21 protein-coding genes are annotated in these 20401 nt (G+C 59.8%); 3 read left to right on the top strand and 18 right to left on the bottom strand.

Translation table 11 applies throughout. The features are described 5' to 3' along the window. Nucleotides 1–11 precede the first annotated feature (11 nt). Complete coding sequence (locus AC2FNN_RS04570; protein WP_496756906.1) at nt 12–2441, top strand: GcvT family protein; 2430 nt, start codon at nt 12–14, stop codon at nt 2439–2441. A 31-nt stretch (nt 2442–2472) separates the two neighbouring features. Further along, complete coding sequence (locus AC2FNN_RS04565) at nt 2473–3477, top strand: Ldh family oxidoreductase (protein ID WP_496756905.1); 1005 nt, start codon at nt 2473–2475, stop codon at nt 3475–3477. 62 nt (nt 3478–3539) lie between these two features. Here the strand turns inward: AC2FNN_RS04565 and AC2FNN_RS04560 are convergent, their stop codons facing one another. The 13 genes from AC2FNN_RS04560 to AC2FNN_RS04500 all read right to left on the bottom strand — a co-directional run bounded on the left by AC2FNN_RS04560 (nt 3540) and on the right by AC2FNN_RS04500 (nt 14918). Beyond that, nucleotides 3540–4247 carry an ABC transporter ATP-binding protein gene (locus tag AC2FNN_RS04560; protein WP_496756903.1) on the bottom strand — a complete coding sequence of 236 codons (708 nt, stop codon included), beginning with the start codon at nt 4245–4247 and terminating at the stop codon, nt 3540–3542. After that, the gene (locus tag AC2FNN_RS04555) at nt 4247–4978 is read right to left on the bottom strand and encodes an ABC transporter ATP-binding protein (protein ID WP_171726622.1); all 732 of its coding nucleotides are present in this window, start codon (nt 4976–4978) and stop codon (nt 4247–4249) included. The genes AC2FNN_RS04560 and AC2FNN_RS04555 overlap by 1 nt, the downstream gene beginning before the upstream one ends. Next, entirely contained in the window at nt 4975–5922 is a 948-nt protein-coding gene (locus AC2FNN_RS04550) for a branched-chain amino acid ABC transporter permease (RefSeq protein WP_496756901.1), read from the bottom strand. The genes AC2FNN_RS04555 and AC2FNN_RS04550 overlap by 4 nt, the downstream gene beginning before the upstream one ends. A 1-nt stretch (nt 5923) precedes the next feature. Continuing rightward, entirely contained in the window at nt 5924–6775 is an 852-nt protein-coding gene (locus AC2FNN_RS04545; protein ID WP_171613569.1) for a branched-chain amino acid ABC transporter permease, read from the bottom strand. A gap of 65 nt (nt 6776–6840) precedes the next feature. After that, the gene (locus AC2FNN_RS04540) at nt 6841–8121 is read right to left on the bottom strand and encodes an ABC transporter substrate-binding protein (RefSeq protein WP_496756899.1); all 1281 of its coding nucleotides are present in this window, start codon (nt 8119–8121) and stop codon (nt 6841–6843) included. A gap of 95 nt (nt 8122–8216) precedes the next feature. After that, nucleotides 8217–8627: a Rid family hydrolase gene (locus tag AC2FNN_RS04535; protein ID WP_496756898.1), complete on the bottom strand. Its 411-nt coding sequence runs from the start codon at nt 8625–8627 to the stop codon at nt 8217–8219. Then, a complete protein-coding gene (locus AC2FNN_RS04530) occupies nt 8624–9805 on the bottom strand; it encodes a malate dehydrogenase (protein ID WP_496756896.1) in 1182 nt (393 codons plus the stop codon). Before AC2FNN_RS04530 ends, AC2FNN_RS04535 begins: the two co-directional genes overlap by 4 nt. After that, the gene (locus AC2FNN_RS04525) at nt 9805–10428 is read right to left on the bottom strand and encodes a BMC domain-containing protein (protein WP_152457501.1); all 624 of its coding nucleotides are present in this window, start codon (nt 10426–10428) and stop codon (nt 9805–9807) included. The genes AC2FNN_RS04530 and AC2FNN_RS04525 overlap by 1 nt, the downstream gene beginning before the upstream one ends. Next, nucleotides 10425–11804: an aldehyde dehydrogenase family protein gene (locus AC2FNN_RS04520; RefSeq protein ID WP_171613565.1), complete on the bottom strand. Its 1380-nt coding sequence runs from the start codon at nt 11802–11804 to the stop codon at nt 10425–10427. Before AC2FNN_RS04520 ends, AC2FNN_RS04525 begins: the two co-directional genes overlap by 4 nt. Further along, nucleotides 11804–12988: a hypothetical protein gene (locus tag AC2FNN_RS04515; RefSeq protein ID WP_496756894.1), complete on the bottom strand. Its 1185-nt coding sequence runs from the start codon at nt 12986–12988 to the stop codon at nt 11804–11806. The genes AC2FNN_RS04520 and AC2FNN_RS04515 overlap by 1 nt, the downstream gene beginning before the upstream one ends. 22 nt (nt 12989–13010) lie before the next feature. Next, on the bottom strand, nt 13011–13319 hold the full coding sequence (locus AC2FNN_RS04510) for a BMC domain-containing protein (protein ID WP_117869464.1): 309 nt from the start codon (nt 13317–13319) through the stop codon (nt 13011–13013). A 40-nt stretch (nt 13320–13359) separates the two neighbouring features. Continuing rightward, nucleotides 13360–13626, bottom strand: coding sequence for a EutN/CcmL family microcompartment protein (locus AC2FNN_RS04505; protein WP_496756893.1), 267 nt, complete (start codon nt 13624–13626; stop codon nt 13360–13362). Further along, a complete protein-coding gene (locus AC2FNN_RS04500; RefSeq protein WP_496756892.1) occupies nt 13626–14918 on the bottom strand; it encodes a glutamine synthetase family protein in 1293 nt (430 codons plus the stop codon). Before AC2FNN_RS04500 ends, AC2FNN_RS04505 begins: the two co-directional genes overlap by 1 nt. 91 nt (nt 14919–15009) lie before the next feature. Between AC2FNN_RS04500 and AC2FNN_RS04495 the strand changes: the two genes are divergently transcribed. Then, nucleotides 15010–16149: an FAD-dependent oxidoreductase gene (locus AC2FNN_RS04495; RefSeq protein ID WP_496756891.1), complete on the top strand. Its 1140-nt coding sequence runs from the start codon at nt 15010–15012 to the stop codon at nt 16147–16149. On the opposite strand, the gene AC2FNN_RS04490 is transcribed toward AC2FNN_RS04495, so the two are convergent. The 5 genes from AC2FNN_RS04490 to AC2FNN_RS04470 all read right to left on the bottom strand — a co-directional run bounded on the left by AC2FNN_RS04490 (nt 16146) and on the right by AC2FNN_RS04470 (nt 20339). Further along, the gene (locus AC2FNN_RS04490; RefSeq protein ID WP_496756889.1) at nt 16146–16496 is read right to left on the bottom strand and encodes a YjiS-like domain-containing protein; all 351 of its coding nucleotides are present in this window, start codon (nt 16494–16496) and stop codon (nt 16146–16148) included. The two genes, AC2FNN_RS04495 and AC2FNN_RS04490, sit on opposite strands and share 4 nt — an antisense overlap. A gap of 87 nt (nt 16497–16583) precedes the next feature. Next, nucleotides 16584–17279 carry a type 1 glutamine amidotransferase gene (locus AC2FNN_RS04485; RefSeq protein WP_496756888.1) on the bottom strand — a complete coding sequence of 232 codons (696 nt, stop codon included), beginning with the start codon at nt 17277–17279 and terminating at the stop codon, nt 16584–16586. Then, on the bottom strand, nt 17276–18700 hold the full coding sequence (locus AC2FNN_RS04480; protein ID WP_496756887.1) for an FMN-binding glutamate synthase family protein: 1425 nt from the start codon (nt 18698–18700) through the stop codon (nt 17276–17278). Before AC2FNN_RS04480 ends, AC2FNN_RS04485 begins: the two co-directional genes overlap by 4 nt. Further along, entirely contained in the window at nt 18685–19398 is a 714-nt protein-coding gene (locus tag AC2FNN_RS04475; RefSeq protein ID WP_496756885.1) for a GltB/FmdC/FwdC-like GXGXG domain-containing protein, read from the bottom strand. The genes AC2FNN_RS04480 and AC2FNN_RS04475 overlap by 16 nt, the downstream gene beginning before the upstream one ends. Next, a complete protein-coding gene (locus tag AC2FNN_RS04470; RefSeq protein WP_496756883.1) occupies nt 19395–20339 on the bottom strand; it encodes a class II glutamine amidotransferase domain-containing protein in 945 nt (314 codons plus the stop codon). The genes AC2FNN_RS04475 and AC2FNN_RS04470 overlap by 4 nt, the downstream gene beginning before the upstream one ends. Between the last annotated feature and the right edge of the window lie 62 nt (nt 20340–20401).

The following is a 20401-nucleotide window of genomic DNA, read 5'->3' as shown; positions in this document are numbered from 1 at the left end:
GAATGCGTCGAATGCAGTCACATGCCAAGGTTGTCGTCGTAGGAGGCGGATGTGTTGGGGCTTCGGTTCTTTATGGCCTGACGCAGCATGGATGCACAGATGCAGTCATGCTGGAGAGGACGACGCTGACCTCCGGCTCTACCTGGCATGCGGCGGGTCTGCTGGTCACCTTCGTGCGGTCCCACAACGTTTCGAAAATGACGATGGAGACCATCCGTATCTATTCCGAAGTCGAAAAGAAGATCGGCGCTTCGGTCGGGCTGCGTCTAGTGGGCCAGTTGCGCATCGCCAATACGCAGGAACGCTGGGACGAGTTCCTGTCCTATGTCTCGATTGCCGAAGCTGCCGGTGTGCCCTGCAAACTGCTGACGCCAGGGGAAATTGCCGAACTGCACCCTCTGCTCAAACAATCGGAACATATTCGCGGCGGCATCCTGCATACCAAGGACGGCTATGTGAACCCGGCCGACATCACCATGGCGATGGCCAGGCTGGCGCGCGAGAAAGGCGTCAAAGTGTTTCAGAACACCGAAGCGCTGGCCTATGAAAAACTGAAAAACGGTCATTGGAAGGTGACAACCAATCAGGGTGAGATCACTTGCGAACATCTTGTCTTCGCGACCGGAAACTATGCCCGCGAAAACGCGCGCCGTGTTGGTCTGGATCTGCCTTGCATTCCAATCGTTCACCAATATTGGACAACGGAAACCGTTCCGCTGCTGAAAGAACGCCGCGCGCAAGGGTTGCCCGAGTTCCCGATCCTGCGGGATGAAGATTACGGTGCCTATCTGCGCGAAGACGTGGGCGGCATTCAGTTCGGCCCGTATGAGTTCACCAAAGACCTCAAGCTATTTGCCGAAGACCGCGTACCGCCTGACTTTGGCGCCGACCTCTTGCCCGAAGATTTCGACGCGGTCCAAGCGCAGTGGGAACGTGCCATCGCGAGGGTTCCAATACTTGGTGAGGTGGGTATCAAGGCCAACACCCGAGGTCCGTTCCAGATGACACCGGACGAGTTGCCGCTTGCGGGGCCTGCACCGGGGCATGAAAACCTGTGGCTGGCCGAAGGCATGCCCGGCGGCATATTGTGGGGTGGCACCGTTGGTGAACGCCTGGCCCGCTGGATTGTCGATGGTGATCCGGGCATGGACATGTCCGAACTCGACCCGCGCCGTTTTTCGGATTACGCGTCCAAACGGTGGACCATGGACAAGGTGCGCGAAACGTGGGGAACCCACATGAACGCGCACATTCCCGGAGAAGATTTTCCCGACGCGCGCCCGATGAAAACGATGGGGTCCTACGATCTGCTGAGCGCGCATGGCGCGGTCTGGACCAGCTTCAACGGATATGAGTTTCCGCGCTGGTTCGCCAAATCGCGCGAAGACGCTGTTCCGGAACATTCCTTCCGTCGCACCAACCACATGGAACGCGTTCAGGAAGAGGTGCGCACCACCCGTGACGTGGCCGGATTCATCGAGATGTCGCCGATGACCAAGTTCACCCTGCGCGGACCCGGGGCCGCCAAATGGCTGGATGGCCTTATGGCGAACAGGCTGCCCAAAGTGGGGCGAATGACCTTGTCGCTTTTGTTGAACCCAAAGGGTGGCATGGATGCGGAATACACGGTCGTCCGCTATGGCGAGAACGATTTTTACCTGGTTTCCACCCCGAACTGGCGCGCCTACAACTGGGATCAACTGCGACGTTTGCTGCCCGATGACAGCTCTGTCCTTCTTGAAGATGTTTCAGAACAACTGGGCGTGATTGCTCTGGCAGGCCCCAAGGCACGAGAGATCCTGCAACCGTTGACCGACAATGATCTGTCGAACGAAACCTTCCCCTGGCTTTCTGCGCAAATGGGTGAAGTGGGGTACGCCAAGGGCGTTCATCTGCTTCGCGTGTCCTATACCGGCGAGCTGGGGTGGGAACTGCATCACCCTGTCGGTTACAACCGCCATCTTGTCGACCTGCTGTTGAAGGCCGGTGTTAAACCTTTCGGGCTTGAGGCACTGGAATCCATGCGCCTTGAAAAATCCTATCGCGCCATCAATCGCGAGATTTGCAAGGACATGACGCCATACGAGGCCGGCCTCGACCGGTTCGTGGTAACTGATGGTCGCGCCTTCATAGGCAAGGCCGCGCTTTTGAAACAGAAAAAAGATGGCGCGTACCGGCGGTTGGTAACGCTGAAACTGCCCTTTGGCGAAACATCGGTGATGTTTGACGAGGGTGTCTATACTCAGGGCAAGCTGATCGGCCGTGTCACCTCGGGCGGGTTCTCTTATTATTGCAACCACGACATTGCGATGGCACTAGTGCCACAGAACATGACGGCGCCCGGAACGAAAATGCAGGTGCTGGTCCACAATGAAATGCGCGACGCCGTGGTTATCGACACATGCGCTGTCGATCCCGCAAACACACGCCCGCGCGCTTGAGTGCGAAAACAGAAAGACTGGACTCGAACCAATGACCGAACAACCGACAAAAACGCTTTCACTTGCCGAAGTTCGGGACTTGGCCAAATCGGTTCTTGTTTCGGCCGGAGCGGACACGCGCAGCAGTGATGTACTTGCCGATATCGTCACCCGGTCTGAACGGGATGGCCCGCGCAGCCACGGGTTGCGCATGTTGCCGGTCTATGTCCAAAGCTTCACGTCCGGCTATGCCAACGGGCACGCGAAGCCCAAGACCGAAAAGGTTGCCCCGGGCGTTTTGCGCTGTGATGCCGACAACGGGTATTATCAGGTTGCAGCGGCAGCAGCCCGCGAGGACCTGATCGCGATGGCCCGGGAAAACGGGATTGCCGCGTTCACCTGTGCGAACTGCCACCATCTGGGTGCGTTACGGTTTGACACCGAACCTTTGGCCGAATCCGGCTTGGTGGCCTTTGCCGTGATCAACTCGTTATCCATGGTGGTTCCGCAAGGTGGGGTTCGCCCGGTTTTCGGCACCAACCCCATGTCTTTTGCCTGCCCGCGTGACGGCGACGCGCCCGTGGTCTGGGATCAGGCCTCGTCCATGGTGGCCCTCATGGATATCCGCATGGCCGCCGCCGAGGGGCACGACCTGCCCCACCCTGCCGGTCTTGATCCCCAAGGCGAGCCCTCAACAGACCCGAATGCCATCCTTGAAACCCGCAGCCTTTTGCCGTTCGGAGAGCATAAGGGGGCCGCGATCGCCTTCATGGTAGAAGTGTTAGGGGCCGCGCTGGCCGGTGGAACCCTGTCCGTGGACAACGAAGAACGCGAATCCTTCGGCGCCCTGAACATCAAAGGTGGTGCGACCCTGATTGCCATCGATCCCACCCGGTTCGGCAACGCGGCCTTCAACGAATATGTCGCCCGCATCTGCGCCGAGATTTCCGGCAACGGGTCCGCCCGGGTTCCGGGCGACGGTCGCCTTGAAAAACGGGCAGCCGCCGAAGCCCATGGCATCGACGTGAGTACCGAGGTTCTGGCCGCACTTGGCTGAAACTGAAATCACCCGCCATCAAATGGCCGGACGGCACCTGCCCGGCTTGCCAACCACGCTACTCAATGGCCGCCGAAATAGGCCTCGAGCAGGCGTTTGTCATTTCTCAATTCGTCAGCTGTACCCGACGTCTGCATCCGCCCGGACTCCAGCACATAGATGCGGCTGGCAAGCGACAGGGCAAAATTGGCATTCTGTTCCGTGATGACGACGGTCAGCCCGTATTCCTTGTTCAGCTGACGGACGACTTCGGCAATCTCGTGACAGATTTTCGGGGCAAGACCGATCGTTGGCTCATCGACAAGCAGCAGTTCCGGGCTGGTCATCAAGGCCCTGCCAAAGGACACCATCTGCCTTTCCCCGCCGGATTGGGTCGACGTCTCCTGCCCTTCCCGTTCTTGCAGGCGCGGGAAAAGCCTGTGCACCATCTCAAGGTTGTTTTCGATGTCGTCTCGTGCGGTGAAGGCCCCCACCATCAGGTTGTCGCGCACCGACATATAAGGAAACAGGTTGAATCGCTCGGGCGCATAGCCCACCCCGTGACGCACGATTTCCGAAGGGCTTCGACCGGCAAGGCTGTGCCCGCGCAACCGGATGTCGCCTTCGTTTTTCACAAGGCCCATGATGCTGTCCAACAGGGTGGATTTACCTGCACCGTTCGGGCCGACCACGGCGACAATCTCACCGGGCTGTACCGTGATCGAAATATCGGTCAACGCCTGGGCCTTGCCGTAAAACGCGGACAGGTTCTCGATTTCCAGATAGGACATCAGACGCTCCCCAGATACGAGGCCTGAACGGCCGTGTCGTTCATCACGTCGCTGAACGCGCCTTCGGCAATCATGGTGCCCCGCTCGATGGCGATGGCGCGGTCGATCAGCGGTTCCAGCGCAGGCAAATCATGGCTGACGATCAAAAAGGTCATCCCGTCTTTGCGCATGGATTGTATGAGATCGGATATCTGCGCGATTTCACCAACTGTCAGACCCGCAAACACCTCGTCCAGCAACATGACACGCGGTGCCGTGGCCATGGTTCGGGCCATTTCGAGCTTGCGAAGATCACCCATGGCCAGTTCGGCGGGTGAGCGGCTCAGATCCGTTTCCGTGAACCCGACACTCAAAGCAAGTTCTTTTTCCCTGTCCGTATCCGGCCGCGAAACGATCATGCGCCATATGTCGTCCGGCATCAGACCCACCCTGATGTTTTCTGCAACACTCATGTCGCCGAACGGCCGAGGTATCTGATAGGTTCTACTGACCCCGGCCCGGATACGCTGAGGCGTCGACAGTGCCGATATCTCATTGCCGAACAGCTCGATCGTACCGCTGTTCTGCCGCAATTCGCCCATGATCTGGCTGAAAACCGTTGTCTTTCCCGCGCCATTCGGACCGATCAGGCCCAGCGACTCCCCTTCTTGCAGGGAAAAGGACAGATCATTCGTGGCCACCAGCCCGCCGAACCGTTTGACAAGACCGGAAACTTTCAGCGCAACGGTCATGCCAGCCCCCCTTTCCGCAGTCTTTGAAAGCCGCGTTGCACAAGTTCAACCAATCCCTTTGGCTGATACATGTAGAGAAGCAGTGCGATGGCACCGTAGACGAAATACCGCTCAGCCCCGGGAAGCACAGGGCGCAGGTATTCCAGAAGGAACGTCATGAAGAACGCACCGATCATGGGGCCGATGATGGTCGATGTTCCGCCCAACAATGCCGCCACGATGATGGTGAAAAGAAAGTTGATGTCAAACAGTGCGCGGGGCGCAAGTGAGCCCAGGTAATGGACATAAAACGCCCCGCCCAGACCGGCGATGAACGCGCTGGTCAGAAACGCAAAAGCCTTCAACCGCGTGGTGCTGAGACCCGAACCACGCACGCTTTCTTCATTCATCCCGATGGCGGCCAGTGCTGTTCCCAGCCGTGTTTTCATCAGCAGCCACATGCTGACCGCAACGCTGAGCATCAAGGCCGTGGACAGATAATAGCCGTTTGCCGCGCCGCGAGTCAGAGTTTGAATTCCCGACATCCCGCGCGTGCCGCCGGTCAGATCCGGGCGGATCACCTGAACCAGCTGATAGAGCAGTTCCATGAAGGCCAGTGTGACCAGCGCGAAGTAGCTGCCGCGAATGCGCAGAGCGGGCAACAACACAACAAGACCCGCGATCATTGTGACCAACACCGCCACAGGGATTGAAATTTCGACCGGCACGTCAAACCGTTTGGTCAGGATGGCCGTCGTGTAGGCCCCGATACCGATCAGAAAGGGATGCCCGAAACTCACATACCCGGTCCTGCCCGACAGCACATCCCAGCTGATGGCGAAGATGGCCAGATAGTTGGCAAAGATCATCGTGCGCAGCGTCCCGTTCGAGACGATCTGGGGCAGCAGCAGCATCCCCGCAATCAGGCCGCCCCAAAGGACAAAATGAAACCAGCGCAGACCCATGCTACAACTCCTCGCGGCCGAACAGGCCCTGCGGTCGCGTCACCAGCACGCCGATGATCAGCAGCATGGTGAAGACGCCGCGCAGTTCCGGCGCCAGAGTGGCGACAACGATGACTTCGAGAAAGCCGACGATATGAGCAACGACCAGCGTGCCGATGATCGACCCGATACCGCCCACAATGACGACGGCCACCGAGATGATCAGAGGTGCAACCCACATTGACGGCGAAAGCTGCGTATAGCTGGCGAAAAACACGCCGCCCAGCGCGCCCAGTGCCCCTGAGATACCCCATGTGATCAGGTTGATCCGATCCGGGTCGATCCCTGAAATCGCGGCGCCCTTGGCGTCCATCGACACCGCCTGCATCGCTCGCCCTGTATGTGTCAGGCGGACAAAGGCATACAGGCCCAGCAAAACGGCCCAACTGATCAGCGTTGCGATCAGGATATTATAGGTGACGGAGGCTCCGGCCACGTTGATCACGCCCGGCACGATCGGCAACAGGATCTTGCTGCTGTCGCCAAAGACAAGAACGATCCCGGCCTGGATCACGACCGCCAGGATCAGCGTCGATATCTCGACCGCTACGTGATCCCCTTTCAGGGTCTTGACGATCAGGCGGTATTTCAGAACCCCCATCAGAACGCCCAGAACCACGGCCACCGCAACGCCCATCAGTTTTGGCATTCCCAGGGTCTGGGACACCCAGAAATACATGTACCCGCCGACCATCAGATAGGCACCGTAGGCCAGGTTCAGGACCCGACCGATGCTGAAGATCAGCGTGAAACCCATTGCGATAAGCGCATAGAGACCGCTGAGCAAAAGCCCCTGGATCAGTATTTGCAACATGTAAGGATCCCTGGCTGCGGGTGCGCGCGCTCGCGCACCCATTTCAAGCTAAGCGAACGGACAGGTTACTGTTTGACCCAGCTTGGCAAAGTGAATTCACCCGTCGCGTATTTCTCGGGATAGACAACGGCGGCGGTGCCGTCCTCGTACCACTGGACCACGACCATTGACGGCGCGGCATCGTCGAACGGCTCGGACAGGTCAAAACGGATGTTGTGCGGGTAAGTCCGGCCTGTCACAGGCTCTACCTCGTCATCGCCCCAAAAGGCGTAACGCAGCCACAACTGGCCATCCAGTTCCAGAACCAGATCCTGTTTCTTCATCGCATCGGCCCAGCCTTCGACATTGTCGAAACCACCGGCCTCTTCGGCTGCGGCCATCGCCTGTTTCAGCCCATGATAGGCATTGAACCCGTTGAAATGCGGCAACAACGGGCGGCTGTCATACTTCGCCTGATAGGTATCGACAAATTTCTGGCTGGCCGGATCAAGCCGGAATCCAACCGAAGGGATCGGAGACAGGGTCGAGATACCGCCACCGGCACCGCCCGTATCTTCCCAATATTCCATACCCAGCGCAGCGACGTTCACGCCCGTCATCGCCATCGGCACCTGAAGCTTCACATATTGCGATGACACAACCTGCGAATTCACCGACGAGACCTGATAGATGAAGTCCGCCCCGCTATCCTGCGCGCGGCTGAAGATCGGAGCGAAATCGACGGTGGCGACATCATAAGTGATGATGTCCTTTACCTCGATACCCGCAACTGGTGCAAGCGCTTCGGTGACAAGGCCGGTGATCGCCTCGCCAAAGGCCGTATCTTCCGCCAGAATGACAACGGAATCCCACCCCATCTTTTCCTTCAGAACATCCGCGCCAAAGTTGATGTACAACGTGGCCAGCGCCTCATCCGAGGCGATGTTCATGAAATAGGGCGCCATGCTTTCAGGGTCTTCGACCACCATGTCGATGATGCCGATATAGGATGTCCAGGTGTCCAGCGTCGGAATCCGGTATTCCTGCATGCGGGGCAGCCATCCCAGCGACACATCGTCAATCGAGCCCGAGATGATGAAATCAACCTCTTCCGTTTCCGCAAGATATTCATAGGCCCGGATGCCCTCGGTCGGATCCTGTCCGGTATCCGCCGAGACCAGAGTGATCTGTTCGCCCATCACGCCGCCATTTGCGTTGAGCTCTTCAATCGCAATCTCGGCCCCGCGCAGCGTCGACAATCCGGTGTCCGAGGAAAGCGACCCAATGAATCCTACCTTGATTTCCGCTCCGGCCGCCGAGGCCATGAGCGCGATGCATGTTCCGCTGAGCAGCGCTGTCTTGATCATCACATTAGCTCCCTGTGTCTCATTATGCCTTCTTGTATTCTGTATACAGTACACAAGAACATGACTCGATCAATTCCTTTCTTGAAGACTCATGTTCAGAATCCGCTGATTTTGCCGTTTTCATCGTGGATCACGGCATCCACGTCGATTTCCACCATCAGCCCCGGCTGAGTCAGCCCAGCCTGAACAGCCGTCAGAACCGGATCGATCCCCTTGAAAACTTCGCCATGCGCTTGGGCGAACGCGCCCGCTTGGGACAGATCGGTCAGATAGGCGCGCACCCGCCCCACATGTCGCAGTTCGGCGCCAACCTCTTTCAGTGCTTCCTCGATGCGTGACAAGATATAGAGGGTCTGCGCACCAACGTCCCCGGGCGCGTGGATGCGGCCCGTCGGCTCGATGGCCGTTGTTCCGGCAACCCAGACAAAGGGGCCGATGCGTTTGGCCCGAGAGTACGAGGCCACCTCTTCAAACCGTCCGCCGGATTTCCAAAAGCGCAGGGTCACAGGCCCAGCCTCACCCGGATCGCATCTGCCGCGTTTTGCAATGCCGCGTTTTCTTCGGCGGTCAGCCGCAGTTCCTCGACCTCAACCAATCCGCCTGCACCCAGATGGGCTGGCACGCCCAGAACGACACCGTCGATGCCGTATTCCCCGTGCAGCATGACCGAGACCGGAACCGGGCCTGTCCGCGCGCCGCGAATGTGATCTATCAATTCGATCGAGGCATGAGCCGGGGCTATCGTTGCAGAACCTGACTTCCGAAGCGCGACCACCTGACCGCCCCCTGTGATCGCATCCTGAACACAGGCTTCGATCTGTTCTCGGGTCAGAAAAACATCCAGCGGACGGCCTTTGATCCTGGCGCGGCTGGGGATCGGGGCCATTTCGTCCCCATGACTGCCAAGCGTGAAGGCTTCGACGTCCGCGGCTGTGACACCTGCGGCCATCGCCAGCGCGTTACGAAACCGGCTGCTGTCCAGCGTTCCTGCCATACCCAAAACCTTTTCGCGGGGGAAACCTGTTGCACGCAGCATCTCGACTGTCATTTCGTCCAGCGGGTTGGTCACCACGATCACGATGGCATCAGGCGCGGCTGACCGGATCGCTTCGGCTGACTGTCGGATCACGCGGGCATTCACATCGATCAGATCGGCACGTGTCATGCCCGGTCGGCGGGCTCGTCCGGCCGTGACGACAACCACATCCGCCCCGGCCACCAGATCCATCGCTTCGCCACCGACACATCGGGCCCGCGCACCGGTGATCCCGGACGTATGATTGAGGTCCAGCGCAGTCGAAGCCGCCAATCCCGGAGTGATGTCGATCAGCGCAATTTCATCCGCCATGTCCGCCATTGCCGCCAGATGCGCGATATTGCCGCCAACACCCCCCGCCCCGATCAAGGCAAGCCTGCCCAGCCTGCGGGCTTTGCGCGGAGCACGCGTCGGGGCAACCCATTTGGGTGAGCGGCGGTACAGCACCCGGCGCATGGAAACAGCACCATCCGTACGCGGCGGTTTCGGTCGCTCCAGCGGGCCATCCACTAAGGCGATACCAACACGCTCTGCGGTTTCACGCGCAAGGGCCGTCACGATATCACCCGGCAAAACCTCGAATACGATCCTGCCGCGGCGGCGCGCATCCTCGACCGCATCCGAGCCTATGACGCGTGGGGTTGCCATCAGCCGTCCTGCCCGTCCACCGCCTCGATTGCTCGCGTCGCGGCCTCGACGGCGGTTTTGACCGAATTTTCAGATCCCGAGATGAACAAGCGACCAAACCGCCCCACCGCTCGCACCTCGACGATGTCAATCTCGGCGGCTTTCTCGGCCTCGTTCGCGGCAATCGAGATATAGGCGGCTGGCGCACATTCCACGATCCCCAACGTCTGCCCCGGCACGATCAACGCGCCCTTGCGCCATTTGTTCAAAAGCTGCGCCTGATAGGGTTCGACACTTGTGATGATCTGCGTGGAACTGATGGCAGGCTTCAACCGGTCTGTCATGGAAGCCCCAAGTTCGGCCAGCATCGCGTCCCGTGCAGCGGACACTTCGGCGTTTGAAGGCGAGCGGAGGATGAAGAAGCCGAATTCGCGCTCGACCATCTGCGTCGTCGCTTCGACCGAGGACGCCTTAAGCGCCCGGTCGATCAGTGAAAACACGCCATTGCCCGGCGCGAACTCTCCGATCAGCACGGTGTCACCGGACAAAGGCACTGACCCTTGCACCGTCGCGCCGTTGTAGGCAGCGAATTTCGGTTGCAGGTTGTCGATCTGCATCAGCGCCCGGATCGTGATCTCGCTCATGCGCCATACTCCTCGTAAATGTCGCGCCAGGGTCTGCTTTCATACGCGACCCGCTTGATGTTGATGAGATGCAGGGCGGTGACGTTGTCCGAGGTGATCGACCCCGACCACGTACCGGTACCCAGCATGAAAGAAGGTTCAAGGTCGGTGGAATACCCCATGCCGCCCATGATCCCCGGCGTATTCACCAGGACCCGCCCGGTAGGTACGGTGGAAAACCGAGCGACCACCTCAGGATCATCGGAATGGATGACCGAGGAATGCCCCCAACCTTCGAATTTGGCAATGGATTGCGCCAGTTCGATGCCGTGATCGGTGGACTTCGCCTCGTAAAAGGCCAGCACCGGGTTCAGCTTTTCGGCCGAAAGCGGGCGTTGCCACCCCACTTCGGTTTCTTCCGACACCAGACAGCGCGTGCGCGGCGGGATCGAGAACCCCGCAGCATCGGCCAGCGCCTGAGGGCTTTGGCCGACGCGTTCGGGATCCATTGCCCGAACACCCTTGAAGATGACCCGAGCCAGCCGATCAGCCTCGGCCGGGGTGCAGAAATAGGCGCCTTTGAGTTTCAGTTCATGGCGCAGATCGCGTGCAATTTCAGGATCGGCAACCACTGCCTGTTCACTGACACAGGCCGTGCCATAGTCGAAGCTTTTTGACGTCACGATCATCTCGGCAACTTCGGACAGATCGCGCGCCTTGGACTTGTGCACGTAACACGGCACGTTCCCCGCCCCGACTGCAAGCGTCGGTTTGCCGCTGGAATAGGCGGCCTTGACCATGGCAGGGCCACCTGTCGCCATGACAACCGACGTGCGGCGATGCTTCATCAACTCGGCGGTGCCCTGAATGGTCACGGCGTCCAGGCATTGTATCAACCCCTTGGGCGCGCCCATCTGTTCGGCAACGCGTGCCATGATGCGGACGGTTTCCTTCCCGCATTCCACGCCGCGCGGATGCGGGGCACAGACAACGGCATTTCCCGCCTTCACCGCAGACAGAACCTTGTAGATGATCGTGGATGTTGGATTTGTCACCGGAATAAGCGCCGCAACCACACCCATCGGCTCTCCGAAGGCCGCGATCTTTGTCGCGTCGTCCCGCCACAACAGGCCCAGCGTCGTGACGTCCCGCAGGTAATCGGCGACCGACAAGGCGTTGAACAGATTCTTGACTCGCTTGTCTGCTACGTTGCCGTACCCGGTTTCCTCGACCGCCAATTGCCCCAACCGTTCGGCTTCGGGTTCGATCGCCCGAGCCATGGCATCGACGATGGCATCCACCTGGGCCGGGTCGGTGCCGAGAAAGGCGCGATAGGCTTCGAAAGCCGTTTCAGCAGCGCGCCGCGCGGCGGCGATGGATTTCAGATCAGCGTCCATCACGAAGCTCCGGTGGCAATGGTGTCAAAGATACGGCGGGCCTGTTCGACATCGCCTGCGGAAATTCCGATGGTTTCCAGCCTGCGCCCGGATGCGGCCACGTCAGCACCCAGGATACGGTCTGTCATGCAGATCAGGCTTTCCGTCAGAGGCGCAGTCAAACCTGCGAGCTTTGCGGCTGAAACTAGGGGCACCAATGATCCCAAGACACCATCGCGCATCAACTGGCGCGCGGCATGCCGGTCCGGGACCGGACGCGCGCCCGCCCCCCGCTCGGCGCCGGCATAGGTCGCGATCCAGTCATCGGTCTCGGGCAGGTTTCGAACGCCAAAGGCCTTTGCGACCTGCCGCCTTTCGCCAGCCAACCCGTGGATCACCTCATGCTGATCCGGCCCTATGAGCACAGAGAATGTCCGGTTGCCTTCCAGCGGCACCCCGCCCATCGGCACATCCGGTCCACCGGACCCCAGCCCCGCGCCACCAAGGATCAATGCGGGTATCTCGACCGCTGCGGAAAGATCGGCAAAGCCTGAGGCCAGAACCGAATCCAGCGGGTGGATGTTCGAAAGATAGGGTTGCAGCGCTTCAAGTACGTCGGTGCGGCCTCGGGGCAATGTCGCAGCAGCCATCGGTGCCGCCTGCGTCAGGGTCAGGCCCGCACCTTCGGCCTGGTACCAGTATGGCAGGCCCTGCGCCTCGACCAGAGTGACGTCCGCGGTGCAGCCGCCTATTCGCAGCATCCAGACCGCTTCGACCGCACCCAGAGAGCGACCGGGCGCCAGAACAAGCACCTGCCCATCGTGCAGATGATCGGCCAGCACCATCGCATAGGTGCGCTGTTTGTGGATCGGTCCGGTCAGAAAGATCACCTGTGCGTCCCGCACTGCTGCATCCAACTCTGCCGTGGTGCGGATTGAAGGCCCGTCGCGATCCACCTGATACGTGCCCACAGGCCCCTCGCCGCGAATGCCAATGCCCGAGGATTGGGTAAGCAGTGACAGTTCCGCCCCATAGGCCGAAAACAGCGTAACCTCAGCCCCTTCGGCCAGACACAGCGCTGCCAGAAGACGGGCATCCGGGCCGCCACCCAATACTGCAATGCGCTCAAACCTTTGGGCAACGGGCGCATCCCGTGTCGCGCCACGTGTCACCGCGCGCGTGAAATCCTCGAAACCGGCTGACATGGTACCTCCTCAAAGGGGTTGATCAGGCCGACGACCCGGCACCCAGCCCGTCGATGATTGCCTCAAGCTCATCATGCGGCCGTGCGATCACGTGAACCGAGACCACCTCGCCCACCTTGTTGGCCGCTGTGGCGCCTGCATCGGTGGCGGCCTTGACCGCGCCGACCTCGCCGCGCACAAGCGTCGTCACCAGCCCGCCGCCAGCTTTTGTCTGACCCACAATGGCAACGCTGGCTGCCTTGACCATCGCATCCGCGGCTTCAATCGCGCCGACCAGGCCGCGTGTTTCGATCATGCCCAGGGCCATCTGCCCCGCCACTGGTTTCGCCATTTTCTGTTCCTCCAAAAATAGATGTTTCGCGTATTGTGTTTCAGGTCGTCGAGACGCGGTCGATCACCGCGATGATGGCCATGTCCACAGGGACCGTGGACAACCCGGCCGCCATACGGGCCGCAGACCCGCTGACAACCAGCACCGTGTCCCCGACCCCGGCGCCGCAGGTATCGACCGCAACCCGCGCGGGATCGATCAAGCTGCCCTTGCTGTCGACCAGATCCGTCACCAGCAGCTTTGCTCCGACCAGCCTGGCATCCTTGGCAGTTGCCGTGACAGTTCCAGCGACCTTGCCCAAGTGCATCAGAACGCCCTCAGGTAGCGGTCCAGTTCGACCTGTGTGACCTGTTGATTGAAGAATTCTAGCTCTCGCTCGGCCTGTTGCAGGACCAGTTCCCACTGCATTTCACCCATGACATCGCGCAACCATTCCGATCCGCGCGCCAGGTTGATGGCGGTTGGCAAATCGGTGGGAATTGGATCTCCGATCCCTTCCTCGTACCCGTTGCCGGTCGTCGGCTCCGAAGGGGACAGCCCCTGTTCGATCCCGTCAAGCCCGGCGGCAATCTCGGCCGCAAGCAACAGATACGGGTTGGCGTCTGCACCGGCATCGCGCTTTTCCACCCGCACGGCACTGTCCGAGCCTTCGATGACCCGGATACCAACCGTCCGGTTGTCATAGCCCCAGCTCGTGTTGATCGGGCAGAACGTATAGGGCTGGCGACGGCGATATCCGTTGACCGTACCGCTGCCGCAAATCGCCGTCTCGCACATGCGCTTTTGCAGGCCTGCGATGAAGGATTTTCCGGTGTCGTTGATCTTGCCGTTGTCGGCAAAGGCGTTTTTACCGTTTTTCCACAGCGAGTAATGCGTATGAAACCCGTTGCCCGATTGATCAAAAAACGGCTTGGGCATGAAAGTCGCCAGATAGTCGTGCGCGATCCCCAATTGGCGGATCAGAGATTTGAACAGAACGACACGATCCGCAGCTGCCAGAGCTTCACCATAACGAATGTTGACCTCGATCTGGCCGGCCGCATATTCCGGGTTCGACTGTTCGATGGGAATGCCACATTCGTTGATCTGCTGACGGATCGGGCCAACGATGTGTTCCATCCGGGCGGCGCGGCCCAGGCCGTAGACCTGGATGCCCGTGTCGCGGGGCTGGCCGGTTTCCGGGTCCAGCAGATAGAATTCCAGTTCCGTGCCGACATTCACCTCGAACCCCATGTCGCGGGCCCGGTCCACCTGCCGCACCAAAGCCTGACGCGGATCGATCGGCACCGGTTTGTGATCCATGCCCTCAGCGCGGCCAAAACAGACGGCCACTCCCGGCTCCCACGGGACTGCGACAGGCTTTGTCATCGGGAAGACATGCATGTCGGGGTAACCGTTGTCGAAATTGACGTAAGGCGTATCCCAGACGTCGCAGGTCATATCGATCGCCAGCAGCGCAATCGACAGAGCATTGCCGCTTTTGCAGACATGATCCCAATGGCTGGCCGGAATGCGCTTGCCGCGCATGATGCCGTTGAGATCCCCGACACCAAGAATGACGGTATGTGTGCCCTCGGGCAGATCAAACCCCGAACTCATTTGCGCGTGCTCCCTGTTTTTAGCTTTATAATTGCTGTATTCTGTATACAGTATTCACAAAGCCAGTCAGGAAACAAGGAAAATCTGCGCCATGTCCAAAAGCTCGGTCATCGTTGTCGGAGGCGGCATAGTCGGCGTCATGACAGCGCTTACACTGCAACGGCGCGGCGAGGCCGTGACATTGATCGACAGGTGGGAGCCGGGACATTCCCGTGCATCTTCAACAGATTACAACCGGGTGATTCGCGCCATATCCGGGCGGGACGAGTTCTATACGCGCTGGGCGCGCGAAAGCCGCCTGCGCTGGCTGGAGCTGCAAGCCGAAAGCGGCCAGAACCTGATGTACGAATGCGGCGCCTTGATTCTGGCGACGGCGGGGCATTGCGACTGGGAAGACGCAACTGCACAGACTTTCGACCGGGTCGGGGTACCCTATTACAAATTCGGTCGGTCGGATATCGAATCGCGGTTCCCTCAGTTTAAGGTCACCGACATCAAATATGCGCTGTTCGAACCCGAGGCCGGAATGCTGATGGCGCATCGATGCGTTCTGACCGGTTTGGATCTGTTCCGAAAGGCAGGAGGCAGAATACGGCGCGGTCGCGTCACCACGGATGGATCGGAACGTCCGATGCTTGACGGCGAACCGCTCGAGGCCGATCTGATCATCATGGCAACCGGCCCATGGATGGCCGACATGTTTCCCAGAACGATCAAGCCGATCTCGACCGTGGTTGGCGTCAATGTCCTCTACACCTCGACACCCGACGGGGCGGAAGATTTCGACATGAGCCGGATGCCCTGCTGGATCGATCACGGGCAAGGGTCATTTGGTCTGCCGTCGTCCGAAGGATCCGGCGTGAAGGCGGCGGTTGTCATCCCGGACAAGATCGATTTGGACAATGATGAACGGCTGATCCGCCAGGAAACGCTGGGCCGCACACGCAGCTATATCCGCCACCGGCTTCCGGGTTTGGAGGGGCAACGGGTCGTGGATTCCAAGTTCAACCAGATCATTCTGACCCCAGATACACATTTCATTGTCGACTGGCACCCCGAGCATGAAAACGTGCTGTTCGCCGGCGGATGCTCTGGCCATTTGTTCAAGCACGCCCCGGTGTTTGCAGAATTTGCAGCAGGCGTTGGGCTGAAGGATTTCGGGACCGCAGACCGGTTCAAGATCAGCGGCCGCAGAAAGCTGAGCCCGAAGGAAAGCCCCAGCGGACGCTAACCATCCATGAGGGCGCGATAAATTCCAGCATTCGGGCATTTGCCCTGGGGAAGACGCGCGCCCGCCCGGATTGCGTCGCGGCAGGTTTCAGCCTGAAGGCAGTGCCCGCATTTTTCCGCCAGTTCCAACCCCAGCTCCGGGTGCGCGTTCAGGTCTGCCTCGGTCAGTCCGAATTGTCCGGCCATGGCAAGTATACGCTCTCGTGCCTGTGGTGCGCCCGATCGCAACATGGCCAGATCCGCGCGGGACAAGCCAAGGTCTGAAAGCTCCCTGTCGCTCAGGTTTTCATCCCGAGGTGAACTGACGATCCGCGCTATTTTCTGAAAGAAATCTGTGTATCCCGACATCTCGCGGCCTCCTCCACCACGTTATGGATACAGTATACACCGTATTTCCAAGCCGGAATTGATCAGGATCAAGCGGGTTCTGGGGCCTTACGGCCGACCACAGGCATTGCGAAACAAGTCAACCGCTTGCGCGGCGGCCAGATCCTTCGGCACATGCGCCATTTCGATCGAGGCCAGCCCCTCATCCGCCTCTTGCGGTGCAAGGAACACGTCGCGCCCGCGTACGAACAATTCACGCAGATGGCTTGCCCGGTATTCGGGATGGAATTGCACGGAACGGGCCGGGAAATCATAATCCAGGGCCCCTACCGGGCAGTGATCCGCCGACCCTGTCACCTGCGCCGAAGGCGGAACCTGCGTGACCTGATCCTGATGCCAGACAAAGGCATCAACACTGGCCTCGCCATAGTCAAAGACTCGTGCGCCGACGACATTGCCGATCTCGGCTTTCTCGGCCTTGCCCCCATAGACATCCGCCATGATCTGATGGCCAAAGCAGATGCCGAAGACCGGCTTGGCATGGTCCCGGCACAACTCCAGGAAATCGCGAAGGGGCCGCATCCAGTCCGTGTCATCATAAACGCCGAATTCGGACCCTCCGACAACAACCCCATCAAAATCCCCGAGCTGAGGCAATGGCATGCCGTCGACCACATCCACCGTGGAATATCGGGCTTCAGGCAGATGTGGTTCAAGCCATGCGCGGATTTGTTGGGCCGTACGCGGCAGCCCCTCAAGCAGCGGTAATGGATGCAGGGTCAGCTCAAGAAGCGCGATCCTCACCAGTCGAAGGCCCGGTCGATGCCGGCCATCTTGACGCCGGTAAAGGCCGAGGCTTGAAAGCTGAGCGCGCGCAGATCTTCGGTTTCCAGATTGTGCACCGAAGATTTACCGCAGGCCTTGGCAAGCGCCGTGATCTCCATTGTCATCGCGGTCAGATACCGCGCGATGCGCTCTGCACCTGCATGTGGATTCATACGCGCCTCAAGGTCAGGATCCTGCGTTGCGATCCCAACCGGGCAACGGCCTGTATGGCAGTGATGGCACGCCCCCGGCGATGTTCCCAGCGCCTGGTAATCGTCCAGATATCTGGGAGTGTTGCATCCCAGCGCGACCATCGCGGCATTCCCGATCATGACCGCATCCGCCCCAAGCGCCAGACATTTGGCCGCGTCCACACCTGATCGAATACCCCCTGCGGCGACAAGCGAGACCTTCCCGCTCATCCCGCACTCATCCAGCGCTTCGCGTGCCGCGCGTATGGCACTCATGGTCGGTATACCCGTGTGATTCAGCAGCAACTCGGGTGACGCACCGGTGCCGCCTTCGGCCCCGTCCACCACAACCACATCCGCGCCCGCCTTTGCAGCCACGGCCACGTCGAACCGCGGCCGCGTGGCCCCCATCTTGATGAAGATCGGCACCTGATAGTTCGTGGCGATCCGCAATTCCTCGATTTTGACGGCCAGATCGTCGGCCCCAAGGAAATCGGGATGCCGGATGGTGGATCGCTGATCGACCCCTTCGGGCAAAGTGCGCATTTTGCTGACCCGCGGGCTGACCTTCATTCCCAGCAGCAGACCGCCGGTGCCCGGTTTGGCCCCCTGCCCGACCACAAGCTCGAGCGCGTCGGCGCGGCGCAAGTGATCCAGATCGACCCCATAGCGGGCGGGCGACATCTGGTAGAGCAGGCGTTGGGAGGCTTCGCGCTCCTCTTCCAGCATGCCGCCTTCGCCGGTGCAGGTCATGGTGCCCACCTTCGAGGCACCATAACCAAGTGACGCCTTGGCCGAGGCCGAGAGCGCGCCGAAAGACATCGATGCGATATAGATCGGGATTTTCAGTTCCAGCGGACGTTCCACCAAGCCGCGCCCACCGCCCAGAACTGTCGTCGTATCGCAGCTCTCGCGGTATCCTTCCAGCGGCAGGCGAGTCATCGTCGCCGGGACAAATGTCAGATCGTCGAATGTCGGCAACTGCTTGTTGAACGTGTTGTAGCCACGCACCTGATACCGCCCAAGCTGCGCCAATGCGTGAACTTCCGATATCGCTTCGGGCGTCCAGCGGGTGGATCCCCCTTCATCATAAGACGAAGGCACACCGGCTGGTCGTCCATCGACCGCGCCTGCGTCGCGGAACCGTATTTCTTCCTCTGACGCGACTTCGAACGGGTAGTCATAAGGTTTACTCAGATCATGAGCCATGCGCTTGCGTCCCTGCTTTCAAAATACCAAAGGCGCTGGCCAGAGACCATTTTGCGCCAGTTACGAGAGCTGTCGACAAGCCCCAGAGGGTCAAGGATCGCATCGACCTCGGCCACCTCTTCGGCAGTGGGTTCGATCACCGAGACGTCCACACCCAGGCTGTCAACTTCGCCCGCGACCCAAACCTCGCCTTCCCACAACGCGTCCGCACAGGATTCACCCGCACCCCCCAGTGCAATGATCCGTCCCGCATGCGCCATGAAACCGGATTGGTATCCGATCTTGCCCTCGACCACGATGTTGCCGCCCTTCATGGCAACACCGACACGCGGCCCGGCATCACCTTTGACATGGATGGTGCCACCAATCATCGCCGCCCCGCAGGACATGCCCGCATAGCCGCCGACAGTGATGTGACCCTTGGCCATCCCTTCGCCCACTGCCCACCCGCAATTGCGTTCGATGGAGATGTTGGCGCCGGTGTTCAGACCACCGCAATAGTATCCCACCGAACCTTCGAAAGTGATGTCCACATTATCCGGCAGGCCCACGCCCAGATTGTGTCGCGACAGCGTATCGACAACCCGGATCGACCGTCCTGATGCGCAGGCTGCCATGATATCCTGGTTCACCTCACGAATATGCCGCTTACCGACCTCGATGACGATTTCATCCATCTGTCTTGCTACCTCGCTCATGCTGCCAGGCTCCGGTTGCCGACACCCCAGATGCCGATCAGCGACGGACCATCATAGTTGATCACGTCGCATTCCTCGGTCATCACGCGACGCACCGCCTGTTCTTCGGTCGCGGCGGCCAGATCCCCATTGCGATTGACCACAACCAGCGGCTTCATCGCGAACCGATCCTTGGCAAATCCGATCCCGTCCGGCGTTGCGATCATGTAGGTGAATACCCCGTCGATGGAGGTAATCGATTTCTTCAGCGCCTGTTCCATCGTCAGGCCCGCTTTCATCTGGTCACTGACCCAGACCGCAATCAACTCGCTGTCATTCTCGGTCAGAAAGCGATAGCCCTTTCGGCTCAACTTGTCGCGCCAAGTGAAATAGTCGGTGATCTGCCCGTTATGCACGATCGCCACATCCGAAAATGGCCGCGCCCAGAACGGGTGTGAAGCGTTGGGCAGAACCGAGCTTTCTGTCGCAAGCCGCGCATGACCAAGACCGTGAGTTCCGATCATGTCGCGCACGCCATGTTTTTCGGCAACCGCTTCGGCGCCGCCGATATCCTTGATAATCTCAAGACTACGGCCGCAGGACTGCACTTCGAACCGGTCCGTCAGCTCATCTGCATCCCGCACCCAGGCCTGCAAATCAGTCGGGTCCGAGATTTCCGCACGAAAGCAATAGTGCCGGTTCTCATCGGTTACGATCTTCGGATCGGACAGAAAGCCAGAGCCGTGATCCTTCAACACCGCCTCAAACGCATTCAGGTCAGCATCCTGCCGGGATTTGTCAAATCCCATCCCCCGCAAAACATATCCGGTGTCTCGTGGCGGCCCATAAACTGCAAACCCGGTGCTGTCTGCGCCACGGTGTTCCTGCGCATCCATCAGGTCTACCAGGTCCGCCCCGACCTGCCCGGGTGCGGTAAGAATCCTTCCAGCGATTCCACACATGAAGAGCTCCCTGTTCAATTGCGTCTGTATACTGTATACAGTACACGAGCAATAGCAAGCCC

Source organism: Ruegeria sp. BHSA118 (assembly GCF_059613405.1).
Note: the sequence above shows the minus strand (reverse complement) of the source record. Positions and strands in the feature narration are given on the sequence as shown.

What these genes read in the sequence shown, in the direction of transcription:
- AC2FNN_RS04570 (WP_496756906.1), top strand. Translation starts at nt 12, where the DNA reads ATGCAGTCACATGCCAAGGTTGTCGTCGTAGGAGGCGGATGTGTTGGG.
- AC2FNN_RS04565 (WP_496756905.1), top strand. Translation starts at nt 2,473, where the DNA reads ATGACCGAACAACCGACAAAAACGCTTTCACTTGCCGAAGTTCGGGAC.
- AC2FNN_RS04560 (WP_496756903.1), bottom strand. Translation starts at nt 4,247, where the DNA reads ATGTCCTATCTGGAAATCGAGAACCTGTCCGCGTTTTACGGCAAGGCC.
- AC2FNN_RS04555 (WP_171726622.1), bottom strand. Translation starts at nt 4,978, where the DNA reads ATGACCGTTGCGCTGAAAGTTTCCGGTCTTGTCAAACGGTTCGGCGGG.
- AC2FNN_RS04550 (WP_496756901.1), bottom strand. Translation starts at nt 5,922, where the DNA reads ATGGGTCTGCGCTGGTTTCATTTTGTCCTTTGGGGCGGCCTGATTGCG.
- AC2FNN_RS04545 (WP_171613569.1), bottom strand. Translation starts at nt 6,775, where the DNA reads ATGTTGCAAATACTGATCCAGGGGCTTTTGCTCAGCGGTCTCTATGCG.
- AC2FNN_RS04540 (WP_496756899.1), bottom strand. Translation starts at nt 8,121, where the DNA reads ATGATCAAGACAGCGCTGCTCAGCGGAACATGCATCGCGCTCATGGCC.
- AC2FNN_RS04530 (WP_496756896.1), bottom strand. Translation starts at nt 9,805, where the DNA reads ATGGCAACCCCACGCGTCATAGGCTCGGATGCGGTCGAGGATGCGCGC.
- AC2FNN_RS04525 (WP_152457501.1), bottom strand. Translation starts at nt 10,428, where the DNA reads ATGAGCGAGATCACGATCCGGGCGCTGATGCAGATCGACAACCTGCAA.
- AC2FNN_RS04520 (WP_171613565.1), bottom strand. Translation starts at nt 11,804, where the DNA reads ATGGACGCTGATCTGAAATCCATCGCCGCCGCGCGGCGCGCTGCTGAA.
- AC2FNN_RS04515 (WP_496756894.1), bottom strand. Translation starts at nt 12,988, where the DNA reads ATGTCAGCCGGTTTCGAGGATTTCACGCGCGCGGTGACACGTGGCGCG.
- AC2FNN_RS04510 (WP_117869464.1), bottom strand. Translation starts at nt 13,319, where the DNA reads ATGGCGAAACCAGTGGCGGGGCAGATGGCCCTGGGCATGATCGAAACA.
- AC2FNN_RS04505 (WP_496756893.1), bottom strand. Translation starts at nt 13,626, where the DNA reads ATGCACTTGGGCAAGGTCGCTGGAACTGTCACGGCAACTGCCAAGGAT.
- AC2FNN_RS04500 (WP_496756892.1), bottom strand. Translation starts at nt 14,918, where the DNA reads ATGAGTTCGGGGTTTGATCTGCCCGAGGGCACACATACCGTCATTCTT.
- AC2FNN_RS04495 (WP_496756891.1), top strand. Translation starts at nt 15,010, where the DNA reads ATGTCCAAAAGCTCGGTCATCGTTGTCGGAGGCGGCATAGTCGGCGTC.
- AC2FNN_RS04490 (WP_496756889.1), bottom strand. Translation starts at nt 16,496, where the DNA reads ATGTCGGGATACACAGATTTCTTTCAGAAAATAGCGCGGATCGTCAGT.
- AC2FNN_RS04480 (WP_496756887.1), bottom strand. Translation starts at nt 18,700, where the DNA reads ATGGCTCATGATCTGAGTAAACCTTATGACTACCCGTTCGAAGTCGCG.
- AC2FNN_RS04475 (WP_496756885.1), bottom strand. Translation starts at nt 19,398, where the DNA reads ATGAGCGAGGTAGCAAGACAGATGGATGAAATCGTCATCGAGGTCGGT.
- AC2FNN_RS04470 (WP_496756883.1), bottom strand. Translation starts at nt 20,339, where the DNA reads ATGTGTGGAATCGCTGGAAGGATTCTTACCGCACCCGGGCAGGTCGGG.